Source organism: Flavobacterium sp. 83, from assembly GCF_000744835.1.
Lineage (GTDB): Bacteria > Bacteroidota > Bacteroidia > Flavobacteriales > Flavobacteriaceae > Flavobacterium.
This window is the reverse complement of the sequence record NZ_JQMS01000001.1, coordinates 3,528,635-3,555,160: the sequence shown is the minus strand read 5'-3', so window position 1 is coordinate 3,555,160 and position 26,526 is coordinate 3,528,635. Positions and strand designations below refer to the sequence as shown.

The window sequence follows — 26,526 nt, the reverse complement described above, 5'->3', positions numbered from 1 at the left end:
TACAAAAAAACATTTCAATATGAATTCAAGACAACACCAACTGCAAGCTTTCGAAAGACTATTAGATATTATGGATGATTTGCGGGAAAAATGTCCTTGGGACAAAAAGCAAACCATGCAAACGTTACGTCATCTTACTATTGAAGAGACTTACGAATTAGGTGATGCCATTTTAGATAATGACTTAGACGAAGTTAAAAAGGAGTTAGGGGATTTATTATTGCATATTGTTTTTTATGCAAAAATAGGAAGTGAAACAGATGATTTTGATATGGCAGATGTTTGCAATGAAATTTGTGAAAAGTTAATACATCGTCATCCTCATATTTATAGCGATGTAGTGGTTAAAGATGAAGAAGAAGTAAAGCAAAACTGGGAAAAACTAAAACTGAAAGAAGGAAAAAAGTCAGTTCTTGAAGGTGTACCAAGAAGTTTACCTGCATTGATAAAAGCAAGCCGAATTCAAGATAAAGTTAAAGGAGTAGGGTTTGATTGGGAAGAATCTCATCAGGTTTGGGACAAAGTTCAAGAGGAATTGGAGGAATTGCAAGTAGAGGTTGAAGCAGGCGATCAGGATAAAATTGAAGCGGAATTTGGAGATGTTTTATTTTCGATGATCAATTATGCTCGTTTTCTTAATGTAAATCCCGAAGATGCTTTAGAACGTACCAATAAAAAATTTATTAAACGCTTTCAATACTTAGAAAGTAAAGCTGGAGAGTTAGGAAAACCGTTAATGGATATGACTTTGGCTGAAATGGATGTTTTTTGGGAAGAAGCGAAGCGCCTTCCTAATAAATAGGAATAGGAAATCTATGATTTCCAAATAACTTAATTTTGGGAAGAAGCGAAGGAATTATAGAATTCAGCTTTTTAGTGAACAGTCTTAGAAGAATTAAAGTTATTCTGCTATTTTTTTTAGTTTGTTGATTTCTTTTAAAACAATCTTTTTTCCTGATAATTCAATTAGTCCTAGTTTGTTAAAATCAGATAATAAGCGAATGCAACTTTCTGTTGCAGTACCAATCATGCTGGCTAATTCATCTCTTGAAAGTTGTATTTTTAAGGAGTTATCTTCATTTTTTCCAAAGGTATCATGTAAATAAAGAAGCGTTTCGGCTAATCTTTCTTTAACTGTTTTTTGGGCTAAATTGACCATGTGATCATCGGCTTCTTTTAAATCACCACAAATAGTTTTCATTACATTCATTGAAAACTGATTGTTCTTATCAAAGTATCCCATTACTTCCGACTTTGGAATAAAACAAACTTCCATGTCTTCAAGAGCAACAGCACTTAGGTTTACGGGTTCGTCACTAATCATGGAACGTTGTCCCAGTAATTCTCCTTTTGTTACCAATTTTACAATATGGTCTTTGCCGTTTGGGCTCAGTTTTGTTAGCTTGCAAATACCATCCTTAATGCAATAGATACCATTGACGTTTTCCCCTTCTTCAAAAATCACTTCCCCTTTTTTAATAATGTGAGATGTTTTGCAGTCAGAAAGTTTTATTAATTCGTCTTTAGTAAGTGCTTTTAAAGAGCTAAATTCTCTGACGATACATTGTTCGCATTTGCTCATATTGGAAGGTATTTAAATCGATTACAAACTTATGAATTAATATGACAATTATCATATTTTTTACTCATTCAATTTGACACCTTTGTTTCAGGTAAAATGAGCAAATTTATGGACACACAAAACTGTTTCCATTGTGGGTTAGATATTATAAAAGAAGATGAAATTATTTTTGATGCCAAAAATTTTTGTTGCAACGGTTGTAAAACCGTGTACGAGATTTTTAGCCTTAATGATTTGACATGCTATTATGATTTTGAAAAATCCCCTGGAGCAACCCCACAAGATATTAAAGGTAAATATGATTTTTTAGATAATGAGAGTATTGTATCCAAACTTTTGGAATTTGAAGAAAATTCAACCGCTATTATTTCACTTAGTATTCCTCACATTCATTGTAGTTCGTGTATTTGGATTTTGGAAAATCTACAGCGTCTTCAAAAAGGAATAAACACTTCTCAGGTTAATTTTCCTGAAAAAAGAGTCCGAATCACTTTCAATCCAGGAGTTGTTTCTATTAAAGCTATTGTTTGTTTATTGAGTTCTATTGGTTATGAACCATACATAAGTCTTGAAAACTATGAAACGGGAACTAATACTATTGATAGAAGCTTGACATATAAACTTGGTGTTGCTTTCTTTTGTTTTGGAAATATCATGTTGCTTTCTTTTCCAGAATATTTTGAAGTTAAGGAGTTTTGGCTAGACCAATACCGAGACTTTTTTAGAGGAGCCATTTTTATATTATCATTACCCAGTTTCTTTTATTCAGCCAGTGGCTATTATGTTTCAGCGTATAAAAGTATCAAATCTAAAATGCTCAATATTGATATTCCTATTGCTTTGGGAATTATAGTGATGTTTGTACGAAGCACGTTCGATATCTTTATGAATTACGGATCTGGATTCTTCGACAGCTTGACGGGATTAATTTTCTTCATGCTTTTGGGGAAAATGTTCCAAATAAAAACCTATAGTTTTTTGAGTTTCGAAAGGGATTTTAAATCCTATTTTCCAATAGCAATCACTAAGATTAGTGCCGATGCCTCTGAAGAAAGTGTCGCTATTTACGAAGTTGAAAAAGGAGATAGATTGCTCATTAGAAACCAAGAATTAATACCTGTTGATGGGATTTTAATTTCAGAAAAAGCAGAAATCGATTATAGTTTTGTCACTGGGGAAGCGATTCCTATTACCAAACAATCAGGTGATAAAGTATTTGCCGGAGGAAAACAAATAGGTAAAGTAATTGAAATGGAGGTTTTGCATTCCGTTTCACAAAGCTATTTGACGCAATTATGGAGTAATGATGTGTTCCAAAAAAATGTAGAACAAAAACATAAAACGATAACAGATAGAATTTCTCGTTATTTTACACCCATACTTTTATTAATTGCTTTTGCGGGATTTGGCTATTGGATTTCTATTGATGCGAATGTTGCTTTCAATGTTTTTACTGCTGTACTAATTGTTGCTTGCCCTTGTGCATTGGCGTTGACGGCTCCATTTACTTTTGGAAACGTCTTGCGAATTTTAGGAAAACAGAAATTCTATCTCAAAAACGCATTGGTTATCGAGCAGTTAGCCAAAGTTGATACTATTGTTTTTGATAAAACTGGTACAATTACTACCAATAAAAAATCGAATATTTCCTATGAAGGCGATACACTTTCTGATGAAAATTTGTTGCTGATTAAAAATGTACTTCGGGCTTCTAATCATCCGTTGAGTAGAATGTTATATGACTATTTACCAGTACCCATCTTGCCAAACAAATCAGCATTGGAAACTAAAAAAATAAAAGTAGATGCTTTTGAGGAAATTACCGGTAAAGGGATTCAGGCTCATATTTTTGGTTACGAAATTCAAATTGGTTCCGCAGCTTTTGTAGAAAAAATAGAAGAAAATAATATTCAGCAAACTTCTGTCCACATAAAAATTAATGGGATTTATTACGGAAAATTTATTTTCAACAATCAATATCGAGAAGGGTTAGAGGAACTTTTCAAAAATTTAAGTACGAAGTATCAAATTAAGGTTTTGTCTGGCGATAATGAAGGGGAAAGACTAACCTTAGAAAAAATTTTACCGAAAGGCACGGAATTAATTTTCAATCAAAAACCAGAAGAAAAATTAGAATTCATTAAAAAATTGCAAGTAGAAGGCAAAAATGTGATGATGGTAGGTGATGGATTGAATGATGCAGGAGCTTTGGCGCAAAGTAATGTTGGAATTTCAATTTCTGAAAATGTAAATGTTTTTTCACCGGCCTGTGATGCTATCTTGGATGCCGGTGAGTTTCAAAAATTAAGCTATTTCATGCGACTTTCTAAAAATGCGATAACAACTATAAAGATGAGTTTTACACTTTCACTTTTATACAATGTGGTTGGACTATCATTTGCAATTACCGGCAATTTATTGCCTTTGGTTGCTGCCATTATTATGCCGTTAAGTACCATAACCATAGTGAGTTTTGTAACGGTGATGAGTAGTTATTATGCAAATAAAAAATAGAATTATATAAGTTTTCCGATTGCGCTTTCACATATTTTTAACATAAAATAAGAAGTATGACAAATGTCATATTTTACTACAAAACGTAAAAGTAACTTTGTTAACACAAATTAAGGTATGAGTGTCATTTATTTATTAATCTCCATCAGTATAATAGTCGCTATAGGCTTCTTTATTGCTTTTATAAGAGCTGTAAAAACTGGTCAATATGACGATGATTATACGCCATCTGTCAGAATGCTTTTTGACGATGAGCTTTTGAAAGGAACCCAAAACGAAGAGAGACCAGAAAAACAAGATGAGAAGTAATTGAGTAGGAACACTTCAATAACTTTTAGCCTTAAATAGTAAACTTTTAAATTAAAACAGATTTAATTATGGAAATGCAGCAGTTTTATTATGACAACAAAATTGTAAAAAAATTCATTTACGCAACCATCGTGTTTGGGGTTGTAGGAATGTTAGTGGGGCTTACATTAGCCTTTATGTTCCTTTTTCCCAATATAACCGATGGAATTTCGTGGTTGAGTTATGGTCGATTGAGACCTTTACACACGAATGCAGTTATCTTTGCTTTTGTGGGAAATGCAATGTTTGCAGGGATTTATTACTCTTTGCAACGATTGTTGAAAGCGAGGATGTTTAATGATTTTTTGAGTAATCTTCATTTTTGGGGATGGCAATTGATTATTGTTGCTGCAGCCATATCATTGCCTCTTGGGTATAGTTCTTCAAAAGAATATGCTGAATTAGAATGGCCTATAGATATTGCAATTGCGCTAATTTGGGTTGTTTTTGGTATCAATATGATTGGAACCATTTTAAAACGTAGAGAGCGCCATTTGTATGTTGCAATTTGGTTTTACTTGGCAACTTTTGTTACTGTAGCAGTTTTGCATATTTTCAATAGTTTAGAACTGCCGGTTTCTGCTATGAAAAGCTATTCAGTTTATGCAGGAGTTCAAGATGCGTTAGTGCAATGGTGGTACGGTCATAATGCAGTTGCGTTTTTCTTGACAACACCTTTTTTAGGATTAATGTATTACTATGTTCCTAAAGCGGCAAATCGTCCCGTGTATTCTTATAGATTATCTATTGTTCACTTTTGGTCATTGATTTTTATTTATATCTGGGCTGGACCTCACCACTTGTTATATTCAGCGTTGCCTAACTGGGCACAAAATTTAGGAGTTGCTTTTTCTATCATGTTGATTGCACCATCTTGGGGTGGAATGATAAACGGACTTTTAACTTTGAGAGGAGTCTGGGATAAAGTGCGAGTAGATCCAGTTTTAAAATTCTTTGTTGTAGCCATTACTGGTTACGGAATGGCAACTTTTGAAGGGCCAATGTTATCACTTAAAAATGTAAACGCTATTGCGCATTACACGGACTGGATTATTGCTCACGTTCACGTAGGTGCTTTAGCTTGGAATGGATTTATGGCTTTTGGTATGATATATTGGTTGATTCCTAGAATGACTAAAAGTACTTTGTATTCTCTTAAATTAGCTAATTTTCACTTTTGGATTGGTACTTTAGGGATTATTTTATATACAATACCAATGTATGTTGCCGGTTTCTTGCAAGCTTCTATGTGGAAACAATTTAATCCTGATGGGACGTTAACTTATGGTAACTTCCTTGAAACGGTAACTCAAATTATGCCAATGTATTGGATGAGAGCTATTGGTGGAACTCTTTATTTAATTGGGATGTTTTCTTTAGTGTATAATATTATCCAAACCGTTAGATTGGGTTCTAAAATTGAAGACGAATTAGCTGAAGCTCCTGAATTAATTAAAATTAGCTCAGGTAGAGTTAAAGGAGAGAAATTTCACCCTTGGTTAGAAAGAAAACCTATTCAATTGACAATTTTAGCAACTGTTGCTATTTTAATTGGAGGTGTTATTCAAATTGTACCTACGATTATGGTGAAATCAAATATCCCAACAATAGCCAGTGTAAAACCTTATTCACCATTAGAATTGGAAGGACGTGATTTATACATTCGTGAAGGTTGTGTAGGTTGTCATTCTCAATCTGTTCGTCCTTTCCGTAGTGAAGTGGAACGTTATGGACCACAATCTAAAGCAGGAGAATTTGTATACGATCATCCATTCCTTTGGGGGTCAAAACGTACAGGTCCAGATTTGTTAAGAGTTGGGGGTAAATACAATGATAACTGGCATTTTAACCATTTTTGGAGCCCTCAAAGTATATCTGCAGGTTCAATTATGCCAGGTTATAAATGGCTTTTTGATAATAAACCGATGGATATTTCTCTAACGCAAAGCAAGATGAAAGCCATGGTGACACTTGGAGTTCCTTATACTGATGCTCAAGTTGCCAATGGGTTGAATGATTTAAGAGCGCAAGCCATTAAAATTGAAGAAAGCTTGAAAAACGATCCTGATTTTGTAAAAAGTTATAATGATAGCAAGAAAAAAGCAGAAGCAAGGGGAGAAAAATTTATTCCAATGAATGAAAGGGAAATCGTTGCAATGATTGCTTACATACAAAGACTTGGAACAGATATTAAAGTAAAAGATATCGCTAAAAAATAAAGTCATGTTCGAACAAATTAAACACAATATGGAGACTATCGAGGGAGTTGCGATATATCCAATCCTATCGTTATTAATCTTCTTCGTCTTTTTCATTGGACTTGGAATTTGGGTTTTCTCTTATAAAAAAGAAAAGATTACTGAATTAAGCCAAATCCCTTTGAACGACAATAAAATAGTATAATTTTTTAAAATTTAGAAAATGAAAAAATTAATTCCAGCATATGTAAGAGTACCGGTTATTTTCTTTGCTGTATTTGGAGCAATGGAGTATTTTATTGACTCAGGTGACAGACCGGCTTTTATAAAATTTCCAATGGTTGCTGTCTTTTTGTTTGTATTTCTATTCCTTTTAATAGCGATCGAAATTACTATGAGCGCAGTTGATAATATTACCTATCAATTGATGACAGAAGAACAGAAACAAAAATTGGAAAATGTTACTTCGATCAGTTTTAAAGAAAAAGCATGGTTCAAAAACTTGATGGAAAGCTTAACAAAGTCAGTGCCATTAGAAAGCGAAGATCAATTATTATTGGAGCATGATTATGACGGAATCAAGGAATTAGATAATAATTTGCCACCATGGTGGGTATATTTATTCTATGCTTGTATTCTTTTTGGGGTTGTTTATATGGTTCGATATGAGGTTTTAGGAGCCGACAATCAAGAAATGGAGCTTAAAAAAGAAGTGGCTCAAGCCAAAATTGATATTGCTGAATACATGAAAACTGCTCCAGATTTGATGGATGAAAAAACAGTTGTTTTATTGACAGAACCAGCAGATTTGGCAGCTGGTAAAGAGATTTTCACAACCAATTGTGTGGCTTGTCACAGAGCTGATGCCGGAGGACAAATTGGTCCAAACTTAACGGATAATCATTGGATTTTGGGTGGCGGAATCAAGAATTTATTTCACACCATTACAAACGGTGGGCGTGATGGAAAAGGAATGATTGCCTGGAAAGGAACTTTGAAGCCAAAAGAAATTCAACACGTTGCGAGTTATGTATTGTCTTTACAAGGAAGTAATCCAAAAGATCCAAAAGCACCAGATGGTGAAATTTGGGTTGATGAGAATGCTCCAAAAACAGATGCTACTGTTACTTTAAAAACAGATAGCACTCCAATTAAAAAATAAAAAAATGTCAAAATTACCAGACGAAGCTTTTAGAGATACCATCGGAACGATTGACGAAGAAGGAAATCGAAAATTTATTTTTCCTAAAAAACCTTCCGGTAAGTTTTACGATTATAGAAAGTGGGTCAGTTATTTTTTGTTGATTGTTCTGGTTGCTAATCCTTTTGTAAAGGTTAATGGCAATCAGTTCATGATGTTTAATGTGCTTGAAAGAAGATTTAATATTTTTGGATTTCCTTTTTGGCCACAAGATTTTTATCTTTTCGTTCTTTTTATGATTGTTGGAGTCGTATTCGTGATTCTTTTTACGGTGATTTTTGGACGAATATTTTGCGGATGGATTTGTCCGCAGACTATCTTTTTAGAAATGGTATTTCGCAGAATTGAATATTGGATTGAAGGAGATCGTGGCGCCCAAATTCGTTTAGAAAAACAAGAATGGAACGCTGAAAAAATTAGAAAAAAAGGTCTTAAATGGTTTGTATTTCTAATCATTTCCTTTTTTATTGCCAATGTTTTTCTGGCCTATCTTATCAGTAGTGATACCTTGTTTTTAATGATTGAAGAAGGACCGGAAAATCATGTAAGCACTTTGGCTTCACTATTGATTTTTACTGGTGTATTCTATTTTATTTTTGCGTGGTTTAGAGAACAAGTTTGTATTATAGCCTGCCCTTACGGAAGATTGCAAGGGGTTTTATTAGATGATAAATCGATAAATGTCGCCTATGATTTTGTTCGTGGTGAGAAAGAATCAGGAAGAGCTAAATTCAATAAACAAGAGGATAGAGTCACAACTGGAAAAGGAGATTGTATTGATTGTAAACAATGTGTAAATGTTTGTCCTACCGGAATTGATATTCGTAACGGAACGCAATTAGAATGTATCAATTGTACTGCTTGTATCGATGAATGTGATACTATTATGGATAGTGTTGGATTACCCAAAGGCTTAATACGGTACGCTTCTGAAGATGAAATTGAGAAAAAAATCAAGTTCAAATTCACACCAAGAATGAAAGGCTATTCTGCAGTATTGTTTATTTTGACAGGCATTCTTATAGGATTATTATTTTTACGCACAGATGTTGAAGCCAGTATCTTGAGATTACCAGGACAATTGTTTCAGCACAAAGGAGATAACATCAGTAACATCTATACGTTTAAAATTATCAATAAAACCAACAATGATTTTAATGATATTCATTTCAAATTAGTTGGGATAAAAGGGACTTTAAAAGTAGTGGGAAAACAGGATCTTAAAGTGCCTAAACAAGGTATGAATGGAGGGACTTTATTTGTGGAAATCAATCAAAATTTATTGGACAGTGATAAAACAAAATTAAAAATTGATGTCTATAACGGTACTAAAAAAATAGAGACAAGCACAACGAGTTTTTTAAGTCCGCGAAGTTTTGATTAGGAAATTAGGTTTAGGATTAAAATATATAAATAAAGCAACATGAAATTTAATTGGGGAACAGGAATCGTCATTGCATTTGGTCTGTTTATGACCTTCATTTTGTATTTTGTTTTCAAAGTTCAATCGGATTCAAAATATGATAATGAATTGGTTGTTGAAGAGTATTACAAGCATGATGTCCATTTTGGAGATGAGATGATACGAATTCAAAACGCACATGATTTAGCTCAAAAGCCAATAATAACGACTACTTCAGAGGGTGTTACAATTGTATTCCCAGATGTATTTGTTCCAAAAAACATTAAAGGAAAAGTGTCCCTTTACAGACCGTCTACTAAAAAATTAGATTTTGAAATTCCAATTTCGCTATCTAATCCTACTTTGCTCATACCTAAAAAAAGTTTGGCAGGCGGTCGTTGGGACATTAATATGGAATGGCAATATGAAGGTAAATCGTATTTGACCAAAGAAACTATATACATCAATTAGACAAACACAATGCTATACACAGCTTTCCTTTTCGGTTTGATAAGTAGTTTTCACTGCATAGGAATGTGTGGACCTATTGCTATGATGTTACCGGTAGATAGAACGAATCAAGCAAAAAAAGTCACTCAAATTATCACGTATCATTTAGGAAGATTAACGGCGTACGCTACTATTGGTTTTATTTTTGGATTGGTGGGTAAAGGTTTTTTTATGGCTGGTTTACAGCAGAAATTATCTATATTTATTGGCGTTGCCATGATTATTATCGTTTTAACTCCTGATAAATTATTTGCTAGATATAATTTTTCAAAACCAGTTTTTAAAGTTATTTCCAAAATAAAATCGACTTTAGGAAGTCAGTTTAAAAACAAGAGTTACAAATCACTATTTACTATCGGTTTGCTTAATGGGTTTTTACCTTGCGGAATGGTTTATGTAGCCTTATTTGGTGCTATTGCCATGCAAAGTGAAAGTCTGGGGGTTTTGTATATGATTTTATTTGGATTAGGAACCGTTCCTTTGATGAGTAGTGTGGTGTATATTAATTCATTTTTGACAGTTTCTATTCGAAACAACATTCAAAAAGCAATTCCTTATGTAGCTGTTATTATAGGCGTATTATTCATCTTGAGAGGATTGGGATTGGGAATTCCATATATATCACCATCCAATATCAGTTTGTTTGTACAGGCAAATCCTAATTGTCATTAATTTTTGATTCATAGTACATAAATAAAAGCACGCCATTAAGCGTGCTTTTATATTTTTAAACAGCAATAAACACTAGATTGTCATCGAAAATAATTCGGTTTCTGGAGCTTTCCTTTTTAAACGTAAATCAAATGCCATACAAATATTGCGAACATAAGGTTTCCCTTTTTCGGTAACCTGAATAGTATTTTTATTTATGATAACTAACCCATCTTGTTCCATTTCTTTTAACTGAACTAAAACTTCAGGAATTTCTTCAAAATACTCTTGGTTTTTTTGCCAAGAAGTTTCAAATTGGCACATTAAATTCAAGATGTGTCTTCGGATGATGAGGTCTTCATCAGTCAATAGATGCCCTCTAAAAACAGGTAATTTGTCCCATTCTAATATTTGATAATAATCCTCTAGATTTTTTACATTTTGAGTAAAACTAAACCAACTGTCACTAATAGAGGAAACACCCAATCCAATCATTAATTGAGTTTTTGAGGAACTATATCCCATGAAATTGCGATGCAGTTTTCCGTTTTGAAAAGAATCATATAAACTGTCCGTTTTCAAAGCAAAATGATCCATTCCTATTTCATGATAACCATTTTCATATAATAATTTTTTGCCTGTTTCATAAAGTATTCGCTTTTTATCATCTTTAGGAATATCTTCATCATTGAAACCGCGTTGTCCGTTTCCTTTTATCCAGGGAACGTGTGCGTAGCTATAAAAAGCCAATCGATCCGGTTGTAATGATTTTGTTTTCTCAATGGTATCAATTACATCTTCAATTTCCTGAAATGGTAATCCAAATATAATATCATGACCTATGGAAGTATAACCAATCTCTCTGGCCCAAAAAGTAACTTTTGCAACATTATGAAAAGGCTGTTCCCTGTGAATTGCTTTTTGAACTTTTTCAGAATAATCCTGAACACCAAAGCTTACTCTGCGGAAACCTAAATCATAGAGTTTTTGTAAATGTTCATGCGTTGTATTATTTGGATGACCTTCAAAACTAAATTCATGGTCTTTAGCTTTATTGGCATGTGAGAAGATTCCGTTTATTAAATCCTCCAGATTTTTTGTTGAGAAAAAGGTAGGGGTTCCACCGCCCAAATGAATTTCTTTTATAGTTGGTTTTTCTCCAAGAATCGTACAATAGATAGCCCATTCTTTTAAAAGTGCTTCAATATAAGGATGTTCAACACCATGGTTTTTAGTGATTCGTTTGTTACAACCACAAAAAGTGCATAAGCTTTCGCAAAAAGGCAAATGGATATACAAACTTATTCCTTCAGCACTATTACTTGATGTAAATGATTTTTTTAAACTTTCAATCCATGTTTTTTCTGAAAAATCAGTATCATCCCAATAAGGAACCGTTGGATAACTTGTGTATCGAGGTCCTGGAACATTGTATTTTTGAATTAGCGAATTTTTCATAATAAGATCATTTTACACAACCAAAAGTAATAGTACTACTTATAATTTAAAATGATAATTATCATGTTAAAAAATGCATTTATAAAAAAAAGAGGCTGTCTTTTGGATCAGCCTCTCTTAGTGAATAATAATTAATAGTTTAGGAAATGCAATCTGTAATGAGTTTTGTCCATTTTTGGGCTAATACATGGTCTTCGTAAAGGCATTCTTGGTCAATTATTTCGTTTTCAATAGTGTAGAATTGAATCAGTTCTTTTTTATGATTTTCTTTATAATCAAATTCAAATTCAATTTTTGTGATTTTAGTCGAATTGTTTTCATTTGTCGCAACCAGTTTACAAGAATTGACGGTATTCAAATTGACAAAAGAAACTACTTCTTCCGTGGAGTTAAAATCCATCAAAAGAAATCCTTTATTTTTTTCATCCAAGGCCAATACTTTTTTGTTTTGTGATTCGGTTAATTCAAAATTGAAATGATTATTCTGGCTGTATTTTTTCTTTATCTCTTTGATTTTGTTTTTGTTAATGACATTGGAGCGAAATACAAAGAAAAGAGGAATAGCGATAAGTATTGTTATTATTAGGCCTATTATAGTTACGGATGTATCCATTTTTTTATTTTTTGAGTTATTTGTAAAGCATGATAAATTCGACTGAATACCAAAAGGAATCCATTCGAAAAAAAGATAAGCATATCTTTTAATTACTAAATCAGGGCTTTAAATCACCAAAAATAATGAAAAGGAAAGAGTAGGAGCGAAACCATTTCACATCGATTAATGTCTTGTTTCGCATAACGACTAAAAGGTTTTATTACTTTAAAATCTAGAATTGCAACTTGAAATTTTTCTAGATATTTGGCAATTGTATAATTAGTTGTTTTATGATATAATACAAAGATACTGGTCGCGTGAGGTTGAATAAATACTGAAGAATGGATGCTGTCAGGAGAAAAGGAAGGATTGTTTTTTTCTATTTCAATTTTTTCAACCGCAGATTCGTTTGCATTAAAAGCAAATAGCAAAACTATTGAAAGTCCAATAAAAAAAACTGTTTTCTGAATCCAATTCATTTTGCAAATTTAAAATTAACAGCTGACTTTTATTAATTTTTTCTGATAAATGAACGTTAAAATTTCAAAGCAGGATATTCTTTTGCATAAAAAAACCTCGAACTATTTAAAGAACGAGGTTTGTAATTTAAAAAAATTGATGAAAATTATTCTATTTTCAAATTTCTCAATTGTTTTAGCTTTTCTTTCCAAACATCAAGACTTTCTTTGTGGATGGCTATATTTTTACGAACTTCTAATACAATAGAATTTTCTTTTTTTGCATTTCTGGTATTAGCGAAAAACTGAATATTATTTTCCAATTGGAAAATTTCATTTTGCACTTCCTCAATTTTACGCATCAGGAATATTTTTTCGTTATCCAGTTTGCGAGTATCATTACTTTCTGATAGATTATCCATTCTATTGGAAAAACGCATCATATCAGTGTCTTTTTTACTTAAACTCAATTTTTCAAAAAGGGCATCCAGAATTTTATTGAATTTTCCTTCAATATGCCTTCTTGGGAAAGGCACTTTTCCAAAGTTTTTCCAAGTTTCAATATGTAATTTTATGGCATCTAAATCCGTTTTGTGATCACCAGTCAACTGGAATTCTCTCAGGGTTTCTAAGTAGGCTTTTTTATTGTCAAAAGCTTCTACTTCTTCGCCGTTTTCTTCATTTTTTTGCTCTTTTAATTTGTCAAAATAATGATTACAGGCATCTTTAAACTCTTTCCAAATTTTATCTGAATATTTTCTAGGTACATGACCTATTTGTTTCCACTCATCCTGAATTTGCTTCATTATTGGAGTAGTCGCAGCAAAGTCAAGATTTTCCTGTAATTCTTTGGCTTTAGCAACAAGCGCTGTTTTCTTGCTTAAATTATCGTTTTGATCTTTCTTAATATCTTTGTAAAACGAATTTTTGAAAGAATTAAAATTTCTAACTGCAGTTTTAAAACTCGCCCAAGTTTCCTCATTTACGTCCGAAGGTACTTTTCCGGCAGAGAAGAAATCAGTTCTTAAAGCTTCTATTTTTTCTATTTGGGCCAACCATTGCGAATGAGCATTTACTTTCTCAGTAGCTAAAACTTCAATTTTAGCGATAATCTCTTTTTTCTTTTCTAAATTCTCAAGCTCTGTTCCTCTTTGGTTTTCAAACAAAACTTCGCGTTTATCATGCATTTGCTTAGTCAAATCGCTAAACTTATTCCATATTTCATCACGATGTTCTCTAGAAACAGGTCCAATATCTTCTTTCCAGATTCTATGTAAATCCTGTAATTCTCTAAATGCTTTATTGATGTCAGCTTCTTTCACCAATTCTTCAACACGAGCCACAATTTTTTGTTTTTGCTCTAGATTGTGTTTGAAATCTAAGTCTCTTGCTTCTCGGTCAAGATGTAAATAATCGTAGAAATTTTCAACATGAAAATGGAAGTTATTCCACACATGGTTGTATTTATCCTTAGGAATTGGACCCGCATTTTTCCATCGTTCTCTTAAATCATTAAAATGCTTTAGGGTATCTTTAATATTTTCCTGCGGATTGATTAGCTCTTTTAATTCCTCAACAATAGCCAAACGATTATCTAAATTAGTTTTTAGATTCGTTTGTAAGCTCTTGAAATGTGTATTTTTAGTATCTCTAAAAAGAGAGTAGTACTTGTCAAATTGAGTTTTTAATGGAGAATGGTATTGAAATTCTTCATTTGAATCTTGATTTTCAGCCAGGAATTCTTCCTTTTTCTCTTCAAGTAGATGGTTGTATTTAGCTAAGAATGCTTTTTTGATTTCTTCGATATGATCCTTTACAGACATCACTTTTTCATTGGTAACTAAATTTTTCAGTTCTTCTACCAGTTCTTCAAGAGATAATGTATCGTAATCCTGCATCGGAATATCATGACGTTCTTTCAACGTGTCATCTTCACTTTCTTCAGCATTAGCCTCCGTAATAGCGTTTAATACCGATTGATTTTCAGTTTCTATAGTAGGTTCATCATGTGCCAACTCAGCCCCTGCAAGGGTTACAACATTTTCGTCAATAGAATGAACAGCTACGCTATCGTTACTTTCGTCGATTGTTTCAGTTTCCATAATAGTATCTGATTGATTTAATTCAAGTGAATTATTCTCTAAACTTCCATCTGCTTCCAGCAGGTTATCATTCTTTTCTTCTAACATTTTTTCAATGTGTAAGGTTTTATTTTTTGTATCGAACACGAAAGATAGTGAAGGAGCATGAAATTTCAAAATAAAACCTTTATTTAGAGTCGTTTTATGTTAAAATTTTCTTTTTTTTGAAGCAATTTCCTGCTAATCGCTGTATCTTTTTTATCTCAAAAAAAAGAGATAAAAAAGGATGCCGCTCTTATCAGGGCTAGGGATTTAGAGTATAATCACGATTTTTTTCTATACGATAGTTCAATTCTGCTACAAAAAAACACTTCTTATCAAGTGGTTTTTTTACTTACATGGAGTAGTGTACGAAAAGAAGGTTTTCTTGTTATTTATTCCAAATTTCCCAAGCCTTCTCTGCTTGAAAAACAGGTGTTTCGAGCTTAAGTATAATATTGAAAATATGTTTGTTAAACGAAAAAGTCCCACCGAAGCAGGACTAAAGATTTTCATCTACGGCATATAGCCTTATTGTGATAAGATTAAAGATTAGAAATTTTAATCAGTTACAAATCTAAACAAAAAATAGTTAGGTTGCAATGAGGAAAACCGTAAAATGGGTAACTATTTTCTCCGTAATTTTAAAAAATTCTTACAAAATACAGATTGACATGGCAAAAATATTAGGATTAGATTTAGGAACGAACTCAATTGGGTGGGCGATAGTGGATAAAGAAGGAACTGAATTTTCTCTTTTAGATAAAGGGGTTCGCATATTTTCGGAAGGTGTGAATATTGAAGCAAAAACCAATAGTGAAAGTTCAAAGGCAGCTCAAAGAACAGGTTATAGAAGTGCTAGAAAACTAAAATATAGAAGAAAAGTTAGGAAGATTGATTTACTTAAAATTTTATCAGATAATAATTTGTGCCCAAAATTGTCTGATGAAGAATTATCTGATTGGCGTTATAAAAAGATTTATCCTCAAAATGATGAGTTTAGAAAATGGTTAAGTACAGATAATCAGGATAATGAACAGGAGAGAAAAGAGCAAAAATACAACCCGTATTATTTTAGATTCATTTCTGTTAGAAATTCACTTAATCTAAATAATAAAGAAGATAGATATAATATAGGAAGAGCTTTTTATCATATTGCGCAAAGGAGAGGCTTTTTGAGTAATAGATTAGACAGTTCGGATAACTCGATTATTGAAGAAAAGAAATTTGACATAACTTCTCTAATCAATGAATCTCATTCAATAGTTGAATTTTCAGAAATATTTAGTGATTTTCTTTCTTCATTCGATAAGGATGAAGCTATTGATAAACCTTTATTTACGTTATCAAGAGCATTTAATGCAATAATTAAAGATAATTCGAAATCGGTTTATGATGATTTAAAGGAAAAATTAATTGAGAGATTGAACAAGAAAGAATTTCTTGGTCCGGTAAAAAGAGCCATAAGCGATTTATCTGAAAAAATCGAGAATTCAGGATGTTCAACGTTAGGTGAATATTTTTACACCTTATATGAAAAAGGAGGAAAAATTAGAGGTGAATATACACACAGAGAAGATCATTACTTGAAAGAGTTTGAAACTATTTGTAAAACACAGAATATTTCAAATGAACTAAAAGATAAAATTGAAAAAGCAATATTTTTTCAAAGACCTTTAAAATCTCAAAAAGGATTGGTTGCTAAATGTCCTTTAGAGAACAGAAAAGCGTGTGTGCCTATTTCTCATCCGGATTATGAAGAATTTAGATTGTATAGCTATTTGAATAATATTAAGATAAAAACTCCAAATGACGATAAACTTCGGGTTTTAAATGCTGATGAAAGAGAACAGATTGATTTTTTATTTTACAGAAAATCAAAAGCCAATTTTGACTTTCTCGAAATAGCAAAAAAACTGACTCCCAAAAATTTAAAATCAGGTTATTACAAAGATAAAAATAGTAAAGAATATGACATTCTGTTCAATTATAATCTAGGAAGTAATGTTGCGGGTTGCCCTACAATTGCCAATTTAAGAGAGGTTTTTGGCAAAGATTGGAAAGAATACTTATATTCTAATTTCTTAAAAAATACTAAAACCGAAAAGAATAAAATAGTTCAAAAGACAGTAGAAGATATAATTGACGATGTATGGCATATTTTGTTTCGTTTTGACAAGGAAGAACTTTTGAAACAATTTGCTATTGATAATCTTAGTTGTGATGATAAAACAGCAATTAAGTTTTCTAAAATAAAATTAAAACAAGAATATGGATCCTTGAGTTTGAAGGCTATTCGTAATATTCTACCTTATCTAAAGCAAAATTTAATTTATTCTCATTCAGTTTTTCTGGCAAATATGAAAAATATTTTACCAGCTGAAATTTGGAATAATGAAGAAAATAAAAGGGTTATCAATAACGAGATTAATTCTATTTTAGAAAATTATAAAGTTTATAGCAATAATATTGAGATTGTTAATGGATTAATTAAGAACATTAAAAAAGAGAATGGGACTTGGAGTTCAGACAATAAATTTGTTGCCGAGGTTTATAAAAAGGATTTAGAAAAACAGGTCAAAGATTTTTTTGGCACAAAAAAATGGAATGAAACACCAATAGAATATCAAACAGCAATTTTAACTGAATGTTTTGAACTTTTTTCAAGTCAGATGCAATTGAAATCAGGAAGAGCAGAATTCGCAAAGAAGAAAACAATTGATGAGATTTTAAAACAATTTTTGAATGATAATTTTAACGTAGATGCGGAAGGTTTAAAAAAACTATACCATCCATCAGCCATTGAAGTGTATAAAAAAGCTAAAAGAAGTGAAGAAGATGGGAAGTTGTATTTAGGAAGTCCATTAATTTCTTCTATCAAAAATCCAATGGCAATGAGGTCTCTACATCAATTGAAAAAAGTAGTCAATCAATTGATTAAAGATGATTTAATTGATGAAGAAACAGTAATTCATATCGAAATGCCAAGAGAATTGAACTCTGCTAACGAAAGAGTGTCAATAAGACAATGGCAAGAAGAATTAAAGAATAAAAGAAATAAATATGCTGAAGAAATTAAATCAATTTTTAGAGGTGATATTAAAATGGATGGTTGTAATGATGTTATAAGTATTGAATATGAACCAACCGAAAATGATATTTTAAAGTACCAACTATGGATTGAACAACATAAAATTTGTCTTTATACTGGCAAAACCATTTGTTTATCTGATTTCATAGGAAGTAATCCAAAATTTGATATTGAACACACCATTCCAAGAAGTAGAAGTTTAGATAATTCTCAAATAAATAAAACCTTATGTTGTTCGATTTACAATAGAGAAGTAAAAAAAGATAAAATTCCTTTTGAATGTAGTAATCATAAAGAAATCCTACTTAGAATTAATCATTGGTTTGCTAAATATAAAACTTTAGAAGAACAAATTAAAGATTTATCAAAAAAGGTTAAAGTAGCATCAACCAAAGAGAGAAGAGATAAATATATTATTGATAGAACTAAATTAAGATTTGAGCATTCTTATTTGTATAAAAAATATAAATCATTCACAATGGAAGAAGTTCCTGAAGGATTTAAAAATAGTCAATCGGTTGATATTGGTATTATAAGCAAATATGGGAATTTATTTTTAAAAACAGCTTTCAGTAAAGTATATCCAATAAAAGGAAAAACCACTGCCAATTTAAGGCAAATGTGGGGATTAGATGAAAAAACAAGGGATAATCACGCACATCACGCCAAAGATGCTGTTGTAGTAGCTTGTTGCACAAGAGATATAAATGACGCTTTGGCAAATTATTATCACGATTTAGAGCAGTATGAATTTTATGGAAAACCAAAACCATCTTTCGCACACAGAATTCCTTGGAAAGGGTTTAATAATGATGTAAAAGAGTTTGATAATAGCATATTGATAAGTCATCATACACCAGATGTTTTGTCAACACAAAGTAAAAAAGCCATTAGAAAAAGAGGTATAATTCAACGAAACGAGAAAGGTGAAATCAAATACAAGCAAGGAGATACGGTTCGTGGAGCATTGCATAAAGAAAGTTTTTATGGTGCAATTTTAAGAGAAGAGTTAGATAAAAAAACAGGAAAAACCGAAGAAGTTGTAAAATATGTAAAACGTCAAGCTATTGGGTTATTTAAAGACACCGATTTAAAAAACATTGTCGATGATAAAGTAAGAGAGATTGTTGAGAGAGGTAGAGAACACGAAAAACAAATCAAAAAAGAAATTGAGGAGTTAAAAAAGGTAATGAAAAATATAAATGAAGAGGAAGAGCAACAATTTAAAGATGCAATAGAGCTTCTTGAAAATAGAATAAAAAATGAATTGTATATTTTGCCAAACTCAAAAGGTTCTCCTGTTCCAATAAAAAAAATACGCTATTTTACTAATGATGTAAGCAATCCGTTATTGATTAAAAAACATAGAGATGTATCAAGACACGAACATAAACAACATTATTTTGCAAAAAATGATGGGAATTATTGTTTTGCGATATATGATGGGAAAGATAAAAAAGGTAAAATTATTACAGAATACAAAGTTGTGAATAATTTTGAAGCTGGAAAATATTATAATTCAAATGCTAACACGCATAAATTTCCATTAGAGTTTAATATAGAGGATAAAAATAAAAACATTTTAGAATTAAAATTTCTATTAAAAACAGGGACTTTAGTCTTATTTTATAAAAATTTTAAAGATGAAATATGGGAATTAGATAATTTAGATTTAGCAAAAAGATTGTATAAAACGGTCGCTATTGAAGCTGATGGTAGAATTCAGTTTAGATTGCATTCAACTTCAAAACCTGATGGACAATTAGAAAAATCTTCAATAATAGATTTTGAAGTTGCTAATGAAAAATTAAGAATCTCAAAATCATCATTAACTGTATTGGTTGAAGGATTTGATTTTAATATTTCTTCAACTGGAAAAGTTATTAAAATATGAATAGGTTAGATTTTTTTAGGACTTTAGGTTTAGGAACAACGGGTTTGATAATTCCAAATACTACTTGGTCTCAAAAGCCAGTCAAAATATATGATAATTATATCAAGGGTTTGACGCATTATCAATTTGGAAAAATAAGAAGTGAACTTGCTGTTGGTCAAGAATTAGTGCTTAATCGGGAAATAAATAATCAATATGATAGTTTTGCAGTTGAGGTTTATTTTGGTAGTTATAAATTAGGCTATTTAGCAGCTTATGAAAATATTGCAATTGCCAATATGTTAGAACAAAGAGTAAGTTTTAAAGCTTTTGTAAGTAAGCTAACGAGTAATCCAGATCAAGTTTTTGATGGATTGGCAATTGAAATATATACCAATATTGTATAAGAAAATCCTAGAATTGTTGAGACAGATTTGTTGGGAAAAAGATCTGATGATGCTCACGATCAGTACAGAAAAGGATTTAGTTTGTAGGTAATACTTGTTTAATTTGAAAAACACAAAATAATGTTGGTTAAAGTTAATGCGTTGTAAGCTGGGGGGTTATTGATAAAATTTCCAAAATGTAATTCCATTTCAAAAGTTTGGTGTAAATTTACACCAAACAAAAAACTATTATTATGGCACGACAAAGTATCACTTTAGCCAATCAAAATGATGAGTGGTTAAAACAGCAAGTAGCCAATGAGGAATTTACCAGCAAAAGTGAAGCGGTAAATTATTTAATCACGCAAGCTCGGAGGCAAGAAGATTATGTTGAATTCGTAAGGATGAAGTTGGATATTGCTGAAAAAAGTGGTTTTGCAAAAAAACAAACTAGAGAAGAAATGTTAGCAGAATTCAAAAGAAAATTAAATGTATAACTATGATTTAAACGAAAAAGCTAAAGAAGATTTGTTAAGAATATACGAGTACGGAATTGCTAACTTTGGTTTAAATCAAGCAGATAAATACTTTGATATGATGCACGATTGCTTCGATAAAATAGCTTCAAATCCTTTTCTGTTTCCAGAAGCTTTTCGATATCGTAAAGGTTACAGATATTGTGTTTGCGGAGTTGATACCATTTTTTACAAAATCAATGCTGATACAATAGAAATAATGGCTATCATTGGCAAGCAAAATTTTTAAGAAGTTCTTTGACATAAGTTTTCCATTGTCTTAAACATCTCAAACCACAACTGAAAGGTATGGCATCCGCCCAGCAGGGATGCAGGAGCTTTCAGTTGTGGTTTGATTAAAGATTAGAAAACACGATATTGCAACAATTCATTTGTATTTGCGAACTTTGGTTGTGGTTTGATTAAAGATTAGAAAACACGATATTTCACTTGATCTCCTGATAAATAAGATTTTGGTTGTGGTTTGATTAAAGATTAGAAAACACGATATTAACTTCACATTTCCCCCAACTATGACAGCTGTTGTGGTTTGATTAAAGATTAGAAAACACGATATTTGGCTGTCTAAATTTGTCAAGGTAGTGGCTGTTGTGGTTTGATTAAAGATTAGAAAACACGATATTAAGTAAATCTTCTTAATACACAATCAAATGGTTGTGGTTTGATTAAAGATTAGAAAACACGATATTTATATTGTACTTGCACGCAAGTGGTTCTACGTTGTGGTTTGATTAAAGATTAGAAAACACGATATTAGTTGGCTGAAAACAATCATTTTCTTGATTGTTGTGGTTTGATTAAAGATTAGAAAACACGATATTCAATATTATCTTTTAAAAAACCTAAATACTGTTGTGGTTTGATTAAAGATTAGAAAACACGATATTCTGAGTTAATGCATCCGCTTGTGCGTCTAAGTTGTGGTTTGATTAAAGATTAGAAAACACGATATTCGCTTATTGCAAATTGAACAATTACACCTTGTTGTGGTTTGATTAAAGATTAGAAAACACGATATTGGTTTCTTCGTTAGAGAATGACCTGGTGCGGTTGTGGTTTGATTAAAGATTAGAAAACACGATATTCTGTATTTGAAACTTGAATAGCTTGCAAAGTTGTGGTTTGATTAAAGATTAGAAAACACGATATTCGGTAGCCCTTTCTTAGCTGTGCCTTTGTGGTTGTGGTTTGATTAAAGATTAGAAAACACGATATTCAAACACATACTGCTCATAATGCGCATTCTGTTGTGGTTTGATTAAAGATTAGAAAACACGATATTTCATCTCCAAAAAGTATTCTGTTTCTAATAGTTGTGGTTTGATTAAAGATTAGAAAACACGATATTATTCTCCGTTCATAATATCAGGAAAATGTGGTTGTGGTTTGATTAAAGATTAGAAAACACGATATTTAGAAAAACCATTTATTCCAGTTCTTGGGGGTTGTGGTTTGATTAAAGATTAGAAAACACGATATTAAGCGTTATCTGATAATACTAAGGCAACAGGTTGTGGTTTGATTAAAGATTAGAAAACACGATATTTTATCAATTCAACACCTCCATGAGCTTCACGTTGTGGTTTGATTAAAGATTAGAAAACACGATATTATCAAAATGTTGATTAAATCCATCGTTAGAGTTGTGGTTTGATTAAAGATTAGAAAACACGATATTTTCCCATTTCGCATTGTCTTCATCTCCTTTGTTGTGGTTTGATTAAAGATTAGAAAACACGATATTACGTTTCCATAATAGATTTTAGGCACCGGGTTGTGGTTTGATTAAAGATTAGAAAACACGATATTGGGGAATCCTAATTATACTTACGTATATATGTTGTGGTTTGATTAAAGATTAGAAAACACGATATTGAAATACAGTTAAAAACTTTTCAAAAAATGGTTGTGGTTTGATTAAAGATTAGAAAACACGATATTATCATTATATGGTTTTACATTAGACAGAATGTTGTGGTTTGATTAAAGATTAGAAAACACGATATTTTTAGTATATTTGAATTATGAACATTATAAGTTGTGGTTTGATTAAAGATTAGAAAACACGATATTAAGCGTTATCTGATAATACTAAGGCAACGGGTTGTGGTTTGATTAAAGATTAGAAAACACGATATTTATTTCTTTGTTCTTTAGCATTTCAAAGGTGTTGTGGTTTGATTAAAGATTAGAAAACACGATATTCCTTTCTGATTGCTGTTGATGTCTATTGTGGTTGTGGTTTGATTAAAGATTAGAAAACACGATATTTGTCTTTGGCTATTTCGGCTTTCGCCAAAGGTTGTGGTTTGATTAAAGATTAGAAAACACGATATTAACCATTATCGGCACTTATTCCGCTGTAAAGTTGTGGTTTGATTAAAGATTAGAAAACACGATATTGCGGGACCAGAACCGCCTCCAGTTTTATTTGTTGTGGTTTGATTAAAGATTAGAAAACACGATATTAGAGAGCATAAAGGACGCTTTACAGAATTTGTTGTGGTTTGATTAAAGATTAGAAAACACGATATTAGCTTGCAAAAGAGATGCACTACTATATGTGTTGTGGTTTGATTAAAGATTAGAAAACACGATATTTTGGGTTACAGCGGAAAGATTACGGCTCACGTTGTGGTTTGATTAAAGATTAGAAAACACGATATTATTGGGAACACGAACATCAATAAACTCATGTTGTGGTTTGATTAAAGATTAGAAAACACGATATTTTGGTTTTTGGTCTGTGCCGTAAAATATAGGTTGTGGTTTGATTAAAGATTAGAAAACACGATATTATTCCAAATTTAGGAGATGTTAACTGCTCTGTTGTGGTTTGATTAAAGATTAGAAAACACGATATTACCCCAGAAAGGATCATCAACGGGTCTGATGTTGTGGTTTGATTAAAGATTAGAAAACACGATATTTTTATTTTTAAATCAAATTGGGCGGCTCCTTGTTGTGGTTTGATTAAAGATTAGAAAACACGATATTCGTATCAGTTGGCACAATACTTCCCTTAGGGTTGTGGTTTGATTAAAGATTAGAAAACACGATATTCAAAAAATACAGGCGGGAACACTTCGTATGGTTGTGGTTTGATTAAAGATTAGAAAACACGATATTGCATTGAAGTAAAAGATGCTTCGATTGCAGGTTGTGGTTTGATTAAAGATTAGAAAACACGATATTTTTGGGTAGGAATCCTATTTTCCTGCTGCTGTTGTGGTTTGATTAAAGATTAGAAAACACGATATTAGTTGGCTTGTTACCTTCTAATTATCAATAGAATAAGGAAGAATATCGTATAAAAAAATGCCTCTTTTTTGGATTGATAACCCAATATTGAGGCATTTTTTTATTTCTGGGTAGGTATAGGTCGCGACTTGTCCCTACACCTGTCCGTACAGTATGCATATTGTGATATAATATCCACAGATTTTCAAAAAAAAGATATAAATTAATTAGATGTAATTTCCGTACACGGAAATTGATACTGTTTTTTAAATGATAATTTAATGAAAAATAGAAAGCGAAATAGAATGTTGAGATATGATTATTCGCAAAATAATTTGTATTTCGTTACGATTTGTGTTCAAGATAGGAAGTGTTGTTTTGGGAATGTGAATACGGTAGGGACAGGTCGCGACCTGTCCGTACTTTCCGTACACGAGTCAATGAATCCGTATATGGAATTGAATGAGTGTGGTTCTATTGCAGAAAAACAATTGAATTGGTTGGCTAATCAGTATGCGTATGTTGTTTTACATTCTTTTATAGTAATGCTGAATCATGTCCATGCTGTTTTGGAAATTGATAGCAATTTGATTTCTGATTGTGAAATAAAAATAAAATCATTATCGGAACTAATTGGTGCCTATAAAACTACCTCTTCAAAGCAAATTCATTTAGCCGGTTTCACTGGTTTTACTTGGCAACGTTCGTTCCATGATCACATTATTAGAAACGGTGGGTCTTATGAAAGAATTTCTAATTATATCGAAACAAATCCTGAGAAGTGGAACACAGATGTATTTTTTTGAAAAATAAAAGTATTGTTTAAAATAGCTCCAACTGTGTTGGCGCATCTATATTTTCTTGTTTGGCCTTGCCTAAATAATTGATAATCATGCCAAATTGTTTGTCGGTAATGCGTAAAACACTCACTTTTCCTAAAGGAGGAACGAGTCGGTGAATACGTTTTTCATGTACATCGGCACTTTCACCACTGGCGCAATGCCTTATATAAACGGAATATTGCATCATGCTAAAACCGTCTTTTAGTAAATTTCCACGGAACTGAGACGCATTTCTTCTGTCTTTTTTTGTTTCGGTTGGCAAGTCAAAAAACACAAAAAGCCACATTATACGGTATCCGTTAAGTTCCATAATTTAGGATATTTAATTTTTTTACGGTCTCCTGTAAAACATTGTTGGAGGGAACTAGCCGTTTTTTGTAAACCTATCATTAACGGGCTTTTCTCTTCCTTGAAATAAACAGTTCGGGTTAGCATTTGTAACATTTCAGCTTTTATTGCCGTGTTGAGTTCTTGTTCTTGGTACCGCTGCATTATCTCAAAAACTTTTTCGTCAACAATGGGGCGAAAAGGTTCCATAATGTCATCTGCAAGGGCAAAAGCATTGTATTTACTTTTGTGATGAATACCAAGTGTATTCAATAATCCGCTACCGGAAAGGGCTCGGGCGGTTGCGGCTCTCAAAATAGCATAACCGTAGTTTAAAAAATTGTTTGGATAATCGCCATAGCGTTCTCTTTTTATTCCGTCTTTTTCATGATTAGGCAAGGGGAAATTTTTCCAATATTGCTGCGCCGCAACACCTTCCATATTTGTGGTGTCACCGCTTAATACTTTACTTGCCAGAAATTCAAAAGTATTTTTATTATTAGTTATTTTTCCTAGCAATTCCCCTTGATTCTTAATTTTTTCAATGATAGTCTGTTGCCATAATTGCTTTTTTAGAGGAATGGAAGCTTCGATTTGGTTTTTGAATATTTCCTGCTGAATATGATGGCTGTTGAGGTTGAGCAACATTCCATTAGGTAGATGGTTGCTGCCACAAATAATAATAGCGGTATTGTTTTCTACAATTAAGTTCATTGCAGGAATACTAAGGTAAATTTCAGCATGATCAAGCACTAGAAACCCTACATCTTCTATTGGAATTGTACTTTCCCTTATTTCTGATTTTAATACTAACTGCTGATTTTTTGTCGTAATAGAAGACTTGTTTTCGATGAGAATAGTTCTTTTGATCATAATTTAAGTTGTTAAATTGATTGCAAGACTTTGATTTTCAGTCAAATTAACACATTAAATAATTAACGGCTTTACGGGAAACCTCAATTAAATAGTAAAACCTTTTTCATATAAAAAAATCGTCTTGTTTTAAAACTGCATTATGCTAATTTTAAAACAAGACGATCTGTAAAAAAATCAATACTAATTAATTAGTTTAAGCGAGAGCTAAAACAATTATCCCTATAAAACAAAAATCTCGACTGTGCTTAATTTCAATGTCATTAAGTTAAAGATTCGTCAGTTCGAGTTGAGTAGAAATTTGCGATAGAAAATTTCTAC

Annotated in this window: 21 protein-coding genes and 1 CRISPR repeat array; of the genes, 14 read left to right on the top strand and 7 right to left on the bottom strand. The window is 31.8% G+C overall.

What is annotated here, in order from left to right:
- Window positions 1-19: 19 nt before the first annotated feature.
- Window positions 20-802: a nucleoside triphosphate pyrophosphohydrolase gene (gene mazG, locus T410_RS15340; protein WP_035673411.1), complete on the top strand. Its 783-nt coding sequence runs from the start codon at window positions 20-22 to the stop codon at window positions 800-802.
- A 99-nt stretch (window positions 803-901) separates the two neighbouring features.
- Here the strand turns inward: mazG and T410_RS15335 are convergent, their stop codons facing one another.
- Window positions 902-1,582 carry a Crp/Fnr family transcriptional regulator gene (locus T410_RS15335; RefSeq protein WP_035673405.1) on the bottom strand — a complete coding sequence of 227 codons (681 nt, stop codon included), beginning with the start codon at window positions 1,580-1,582 and terminating at the stop codon, window positions 902-904.
- A gap of 108 nt (window positions 1,583-1,690) precedes the next feature.
- On the opposite strand from T410_RS15335, the gene T410_RS15330 reads away from it, so the two are divergent.
- The 8 genes from T410_RS15330 to T410_RS15300 all read left to right on the top strand — a co-directional run bounded on the left by T410_RS15330 (window position 1,691) and on the right by T410_RS15300 (window position 10,427).
- Window positions 1,691-4,096: a heavy metal translocating P-type ATPase metal-binding domain-containing protein gene (locus T410_RS15330; protein WP_035674725.1), complete on the top strand. Its 2,406-nt coding sequence runs from the start codon at window positions 1,691-1,693 to the stop codon at window positions 4,094-4,096.
- A gap of 117 nt (window positions 4,097-4,213) precedes the next feature.
- Window positions 4,214-4,405, top strand: a complete 192-nt coding sequence (gene ccoS, locus T410_RS15325) for a cbb3-type cytochrome oxidase assembly protein CcoS (RefSeq protein WP_035673399.1) — start codon at window positions 4,214-4,216, stop codon at window positions 4,403-4,405.
- Window positions 4,406-4,473: 68 nt separating this feature from the next.
- A complete protein-coding gene (gene ccoN / locus T410_RS15320; protein WP_035673397.1) occupies window positions 4,474-6,663 on the top strand; it encodes a cytochrome-c oxidase, cbb3-type subunit I in 2,190 nt (729 codons plus the stop codon).
- A 4-nt stretch (window positions 6,664-6,667) separates the two neighbouring features.
- On the top strand, window positions 6,668-6,847 hold the full coding sequence (locus T410_RS16825; protein WP_081897859.1) for a cbb3-type cytochrome c oxidase subunit 3: 180 nt from the start codon (window positions 6,668-6,670) through the stop codon (window positions 6,845-6,847).
- Window positions 6,848-6,865: 18 nt separating this feature from the next.
- Entirely contained in the window at window positions 6,866-7,804 is a 939-nt protein-coding gene (locus T410_RS15315; protein ID WP_035673395.1) for a cbb3-type cytochrome c oxidase N-terminal domain-containing protein, read from the top strand.
- Window positions 7,805-7,808: 4 nt separating this feature from the next.
- Window positions 7,809-9,227, top strand: a complete 1,419-nt coding sequence (gene ccoG, locus T410_RS15310; protein ID WP_035673394.1) for a cytochrome c oxidase accessory protein CcoG — start codon at window positions 7,809-7,811, stop codon at window positions 9,225-9,227.
- A gap of 39 nt (window positions 9,228-9,266) precedes the next feature.
- A complete protein-coding gene (locus T410_RS15305) occupies window positions 9,267-9,716 on the top strand; it encodes a FixH family protein (RefSeq protein WP_035673393.1) in 450 nt (149 codons plus the stop codon).
- A 9-nt stretch (window positions 9,717-9,725) separates the two neighbouring features.
- Entirely contained in the window at window positions 9,726-10,427 is a 702-nt protein-coding gene (locus T410_RS15300) for a sulfite exporter TauE/SafE family protein (protein ID WP_035673392.1), read from the top strand.
- Between the two features lie 72 nt (window positions 10,428-10,499).
- Here T410_RS15300 and hemN read toward each other — a convergent pair whose 3' ends face one another.
- The 4 genes from hemN to T410_RS15280 all read right to left on the bottom strand — a co-directional run bounded on the left by hemN (window position 10,500) and on the right by T410_RS15280 (window position 15,106).
- On the bottom strand, window positions 10,500-11,864 hold the full coding sequence (hemN, locus tag T410_RS15295) for an oxygen-independent coproporphyrinogen III oxidase (RefSeq protein WP_035673387.1): 1,365 nt from the start codon (window positions 11,862-11,864) through the stop codon (window positions 10,500-10,502).
- Window positions 11,865-12,003: 139 nt separating this feature from the next.
- Window positions 12,004-12,477 (bottom strand): hypothetical protein, encoded by a 474-nt coding sequence (locus tag T410_RS15290; protein ID WP_035673385.1) that lies wholly within the window; start codon window positions 12,475-12,477, stop codon window positions 12,004-12,006.
- Window positions 12,478-12,590: 113 nt separating this feature from the next.
- A complete protein-coding gene (locus tag T410_RS15285) occupies window positions 12,591-12,938 on the bottom strand; it encodes a hypothetical protein (RefSeq protein WP_035673383.1) in 348 nt (115 codons plus the stop codon).
- A gap of 146 nt (window positions 12,939-13,084) precedes the next feature.
- Window positions 13,085-15,106 (bottom strand): DUF349 domain-containing protein, encoded by a 2,022-nt coding sequence (locus T410_RS15280; protein WP_035674723.1) that lies wholly within the window; start codon window positions 15,104-15,106, stop codon window positions 13,085-13,087.
- 605 nt (window positions 15,107-15,711) lie between these two features.
- Between T410_RS15280 and cas9 the strand changes: the two genes are divergently transcribed.
- From cas9 to T410_RS15255, 5 genes are all read left to right on the top strand, one after another.
- The gene (cas9, locus tag T410_RS16590; RefSeq protein WP_152556965.1) at window positions 15,712-20,022 is read left to right on the top strand and encodes a type II CRISPR RNA-guided endonuclease Cas9; all 4,311 of its coding nucleotides are present in this window, start codon (window positions 15,712-15,714) and stop codon (window positions 20,020-20,022) included.
- The gene (locus T410_RS15270; RefSeq protein WP_051929460.1) at window positions 20,019-20,408 is read left to right on the top strand and encodes an HIRAN domain-containing protein; all 390 of its coding nucleotides are present in this window, start codon (window positions 20,019-20,021) and stop codon (window positions 20,406-20,408) included. The genes cas9 and T410_RS15270 overlap by 4 nt, the downstream gene beginning before the upstream one ends.
- Before the next feature lie 233 nt (window positions 20,409-20,641).
- Entirely contained in the window at window positions 20,642-20,884 is a 243-nt protein-coding gene (locus tag T410_RS15265) for a CopG family transcriptional regulator (protein WP_035673380.1), read from the top strand.
- Window positions 20,877-21,152 carry a type II toxin-antitoxin system RelE/ParE family toxin gene (locus tag T410_RS15260; RefSeq protein ID WP_035673378.1) on the top strand — a complete coding sequence of 92 codons (276 nt, stop codon included), beginning with the start codon at window positions 20,877-20,879 and terminating at the stop codon, window positions 21,150-21,152. The genes T410_RS15265 and T410_RS15260 overlap by 8 nt, the downstream gene beginning before the upstream one ends.
- Window positions 21,153-21,246: 94 nt before the next feature.
- A CRISPR array of direct repeats spans window positions 21,247-24,184; the repeat unit is 36 nt; unit sequence GTTGTGGTTTGATTAAAGATTAGAAAACACGATATT.
- A 260-nt stretch (window positions 24,185-24,444) separates the two neighbouring features.
- Window positions 24,445-24,969, top strand: coding sequence for a transposase (locus T410_RS15255; RefSeq protein ID WP_035673370.1), 525 nt, complete (start codon window positions 24,445-24,447; stop codon window positions 24,967-24,969).
- Window positions 24,970-24,985: 16 nt separating this feature from the next.
- Here T410_RS15255 and cas2 read toward each other — a convergent pair whose 3' ends face one another.
- Window positions 24,986-25,315 (bottom strand): CRISPR-associated endonuclease Cas2, encoded by a 330-nt coding sequence (cas2, locus tag T410_RS15250; protein ID WP_035673367.1) that lies wholly within the window; start codon window positions 25,313-25,315, stop codon window positions 24,986-24,988.
- Window positions 25,291-26,205: a type II CRISPR-associated endonuclease Cas1 gene (cas1, locus tag T410_RS15245; RefSeq protein ID WP_035673365.1), complete on the bottom strand. Its 915-nt coding sequence runs from the start codon at window positions 26,203-26,205 to the stop codon at window positions 25,291-25,293. Before cas1 ends, cas2 begins: the two co-directional genes overlap by 25 nt.
- Window positions 26,206-26,526: the final 321 nt, after the last annotated feature.

Coding starts and splice junctions, on each gene's coding strand:
- ccoG (WP_035673394.1), top strand. CDS start 7,809: ATGTCAAAATTACCAGACGAAGCTTTTAGAGATACCATCGGAACGATT.
- T410_RS15280 (WP_035674723.1), bottom strand. CDS start 15,106: ATGTTAGAAGAAAAGAATGATAACCTGCTGGAAGCAGATGGAAGTTTA.
- T410_RS15255 (WP_035673370.1), top strand. CDS start 24,445: ATGAAAAATAGAAAGCGAAATAGAATGTTGAGATATGATTATTCGCAA.
- ccoS (WP_035673399.1), top strand. CDS start 4,214: ATGAGTGTCATTTATTTATTAATCTCCATCAGTATAATAGTCGCTATA.
- T410_RS15300 (WP_035673392.1), top strand. CDS start 9,726: ATGCTATACACAGCTTTCCTTTTCGGTTTGATAAGTAGTTTTCACTGC.
- cas2 (WP_035673367.1), bottom strand. CDS start 25,315: ATGGAACTTAACGGATACCGTATAATGTGGCTTTTTGTGTTTTTTGAC.
- T410_RS15290 (WP_035673385.1), bottom strand. CDS start 12,477: ATGGATACATCCGTAACTATAATAGGCCTAATAATAACAATACTTATC.
- T410_RS15305 (WP_035673393.1), top strand. CDS start 9,267: ATGAAATTTAATTGGGGAACAGGAATCGTCATTGCATTTGGTCTGTTT.
- T410_RS15265 (WP_035673380.1), top strand. CDS start 20,642: ATGGCACGACAAAGTATCACTTTAGCCAATCAAAATGATGAGTGGTTA.
- hemN (WP_035673387.1), bottom strand. CDS start 11,864: ATGAAAAATTCGCTAATTCAAAAATACAATGTTCCAGGACCTCGATAC.
- ccoN (WP_035673397.1), top strand. CDS start 4,474: ATGGAAATGCAGCAGTTTTATTATGACAACAAAATTGTAAAAAAATTC.
- mazG (WP_035673411.1), top strand. CDS start 20: ATGAATTCAAGACAACACCAACTGCAAGCTTTCGAAAGACTATTAGAT.
- T410_RS15270 (WP_051929460.1), top strand. CDS start 20,019: ATGAATAGGTTAGATTTTTTTAGGACTTTAGGTTTAGGAACAACGGGT.
- T410_RS15335 (WP_035673405.1), bottom strand. CDS start 1,582: ATGAGCAAATGCGAACAATGTATCGTCAGAGAATTTAGCTCTTTAAAA.
- T410_RS15260 (WP_035673378.1), top strand. CDS start 20,877: ATGTATAACTATGATTTAAACGAAAAAGCTAAAGAAGATTTGTTAAGA.
- T410_RS15330 (WP_035674725.1), top strand. CDS start 1,691: ATGGACACACAAAACTGTTTCCATTGTGGGTTAGATATTATAAAAGAA.
- cas9 (WP_152556965.1), top strand. CDS start 15,712: ATGGCAAAAATATTAGGATTAGATTTAGGAACGAACTCAATTGGGTGG.
- T410_RS15315 (WP_035673395.1), top strand. CDS start 6,866: ATGAAAAAATTAATTCCAGCATATGTAAGAGTACCGGTTATTTTCTTT.
- cas1 (WP_035673365.1), bottom strand. CDS start 26,205: ATGATCAAAAGAACTATTCTCATCGAAAACAAGTCTTCTATTACGACA.
- T410_RS16825 (WP_081897859.1), top strand. CDS start 6,668: ATGTTCGAACAAATTAAACACAATATGGAGACTATCGAGGGAGTTGCG.
- T410_RS15285 (WP_035673383.1), bottom strand. CDS start 12,938: ATGAATTGGATTCAGAAAACAGTTTTTTTTATTGGACTTTCAATAGTT.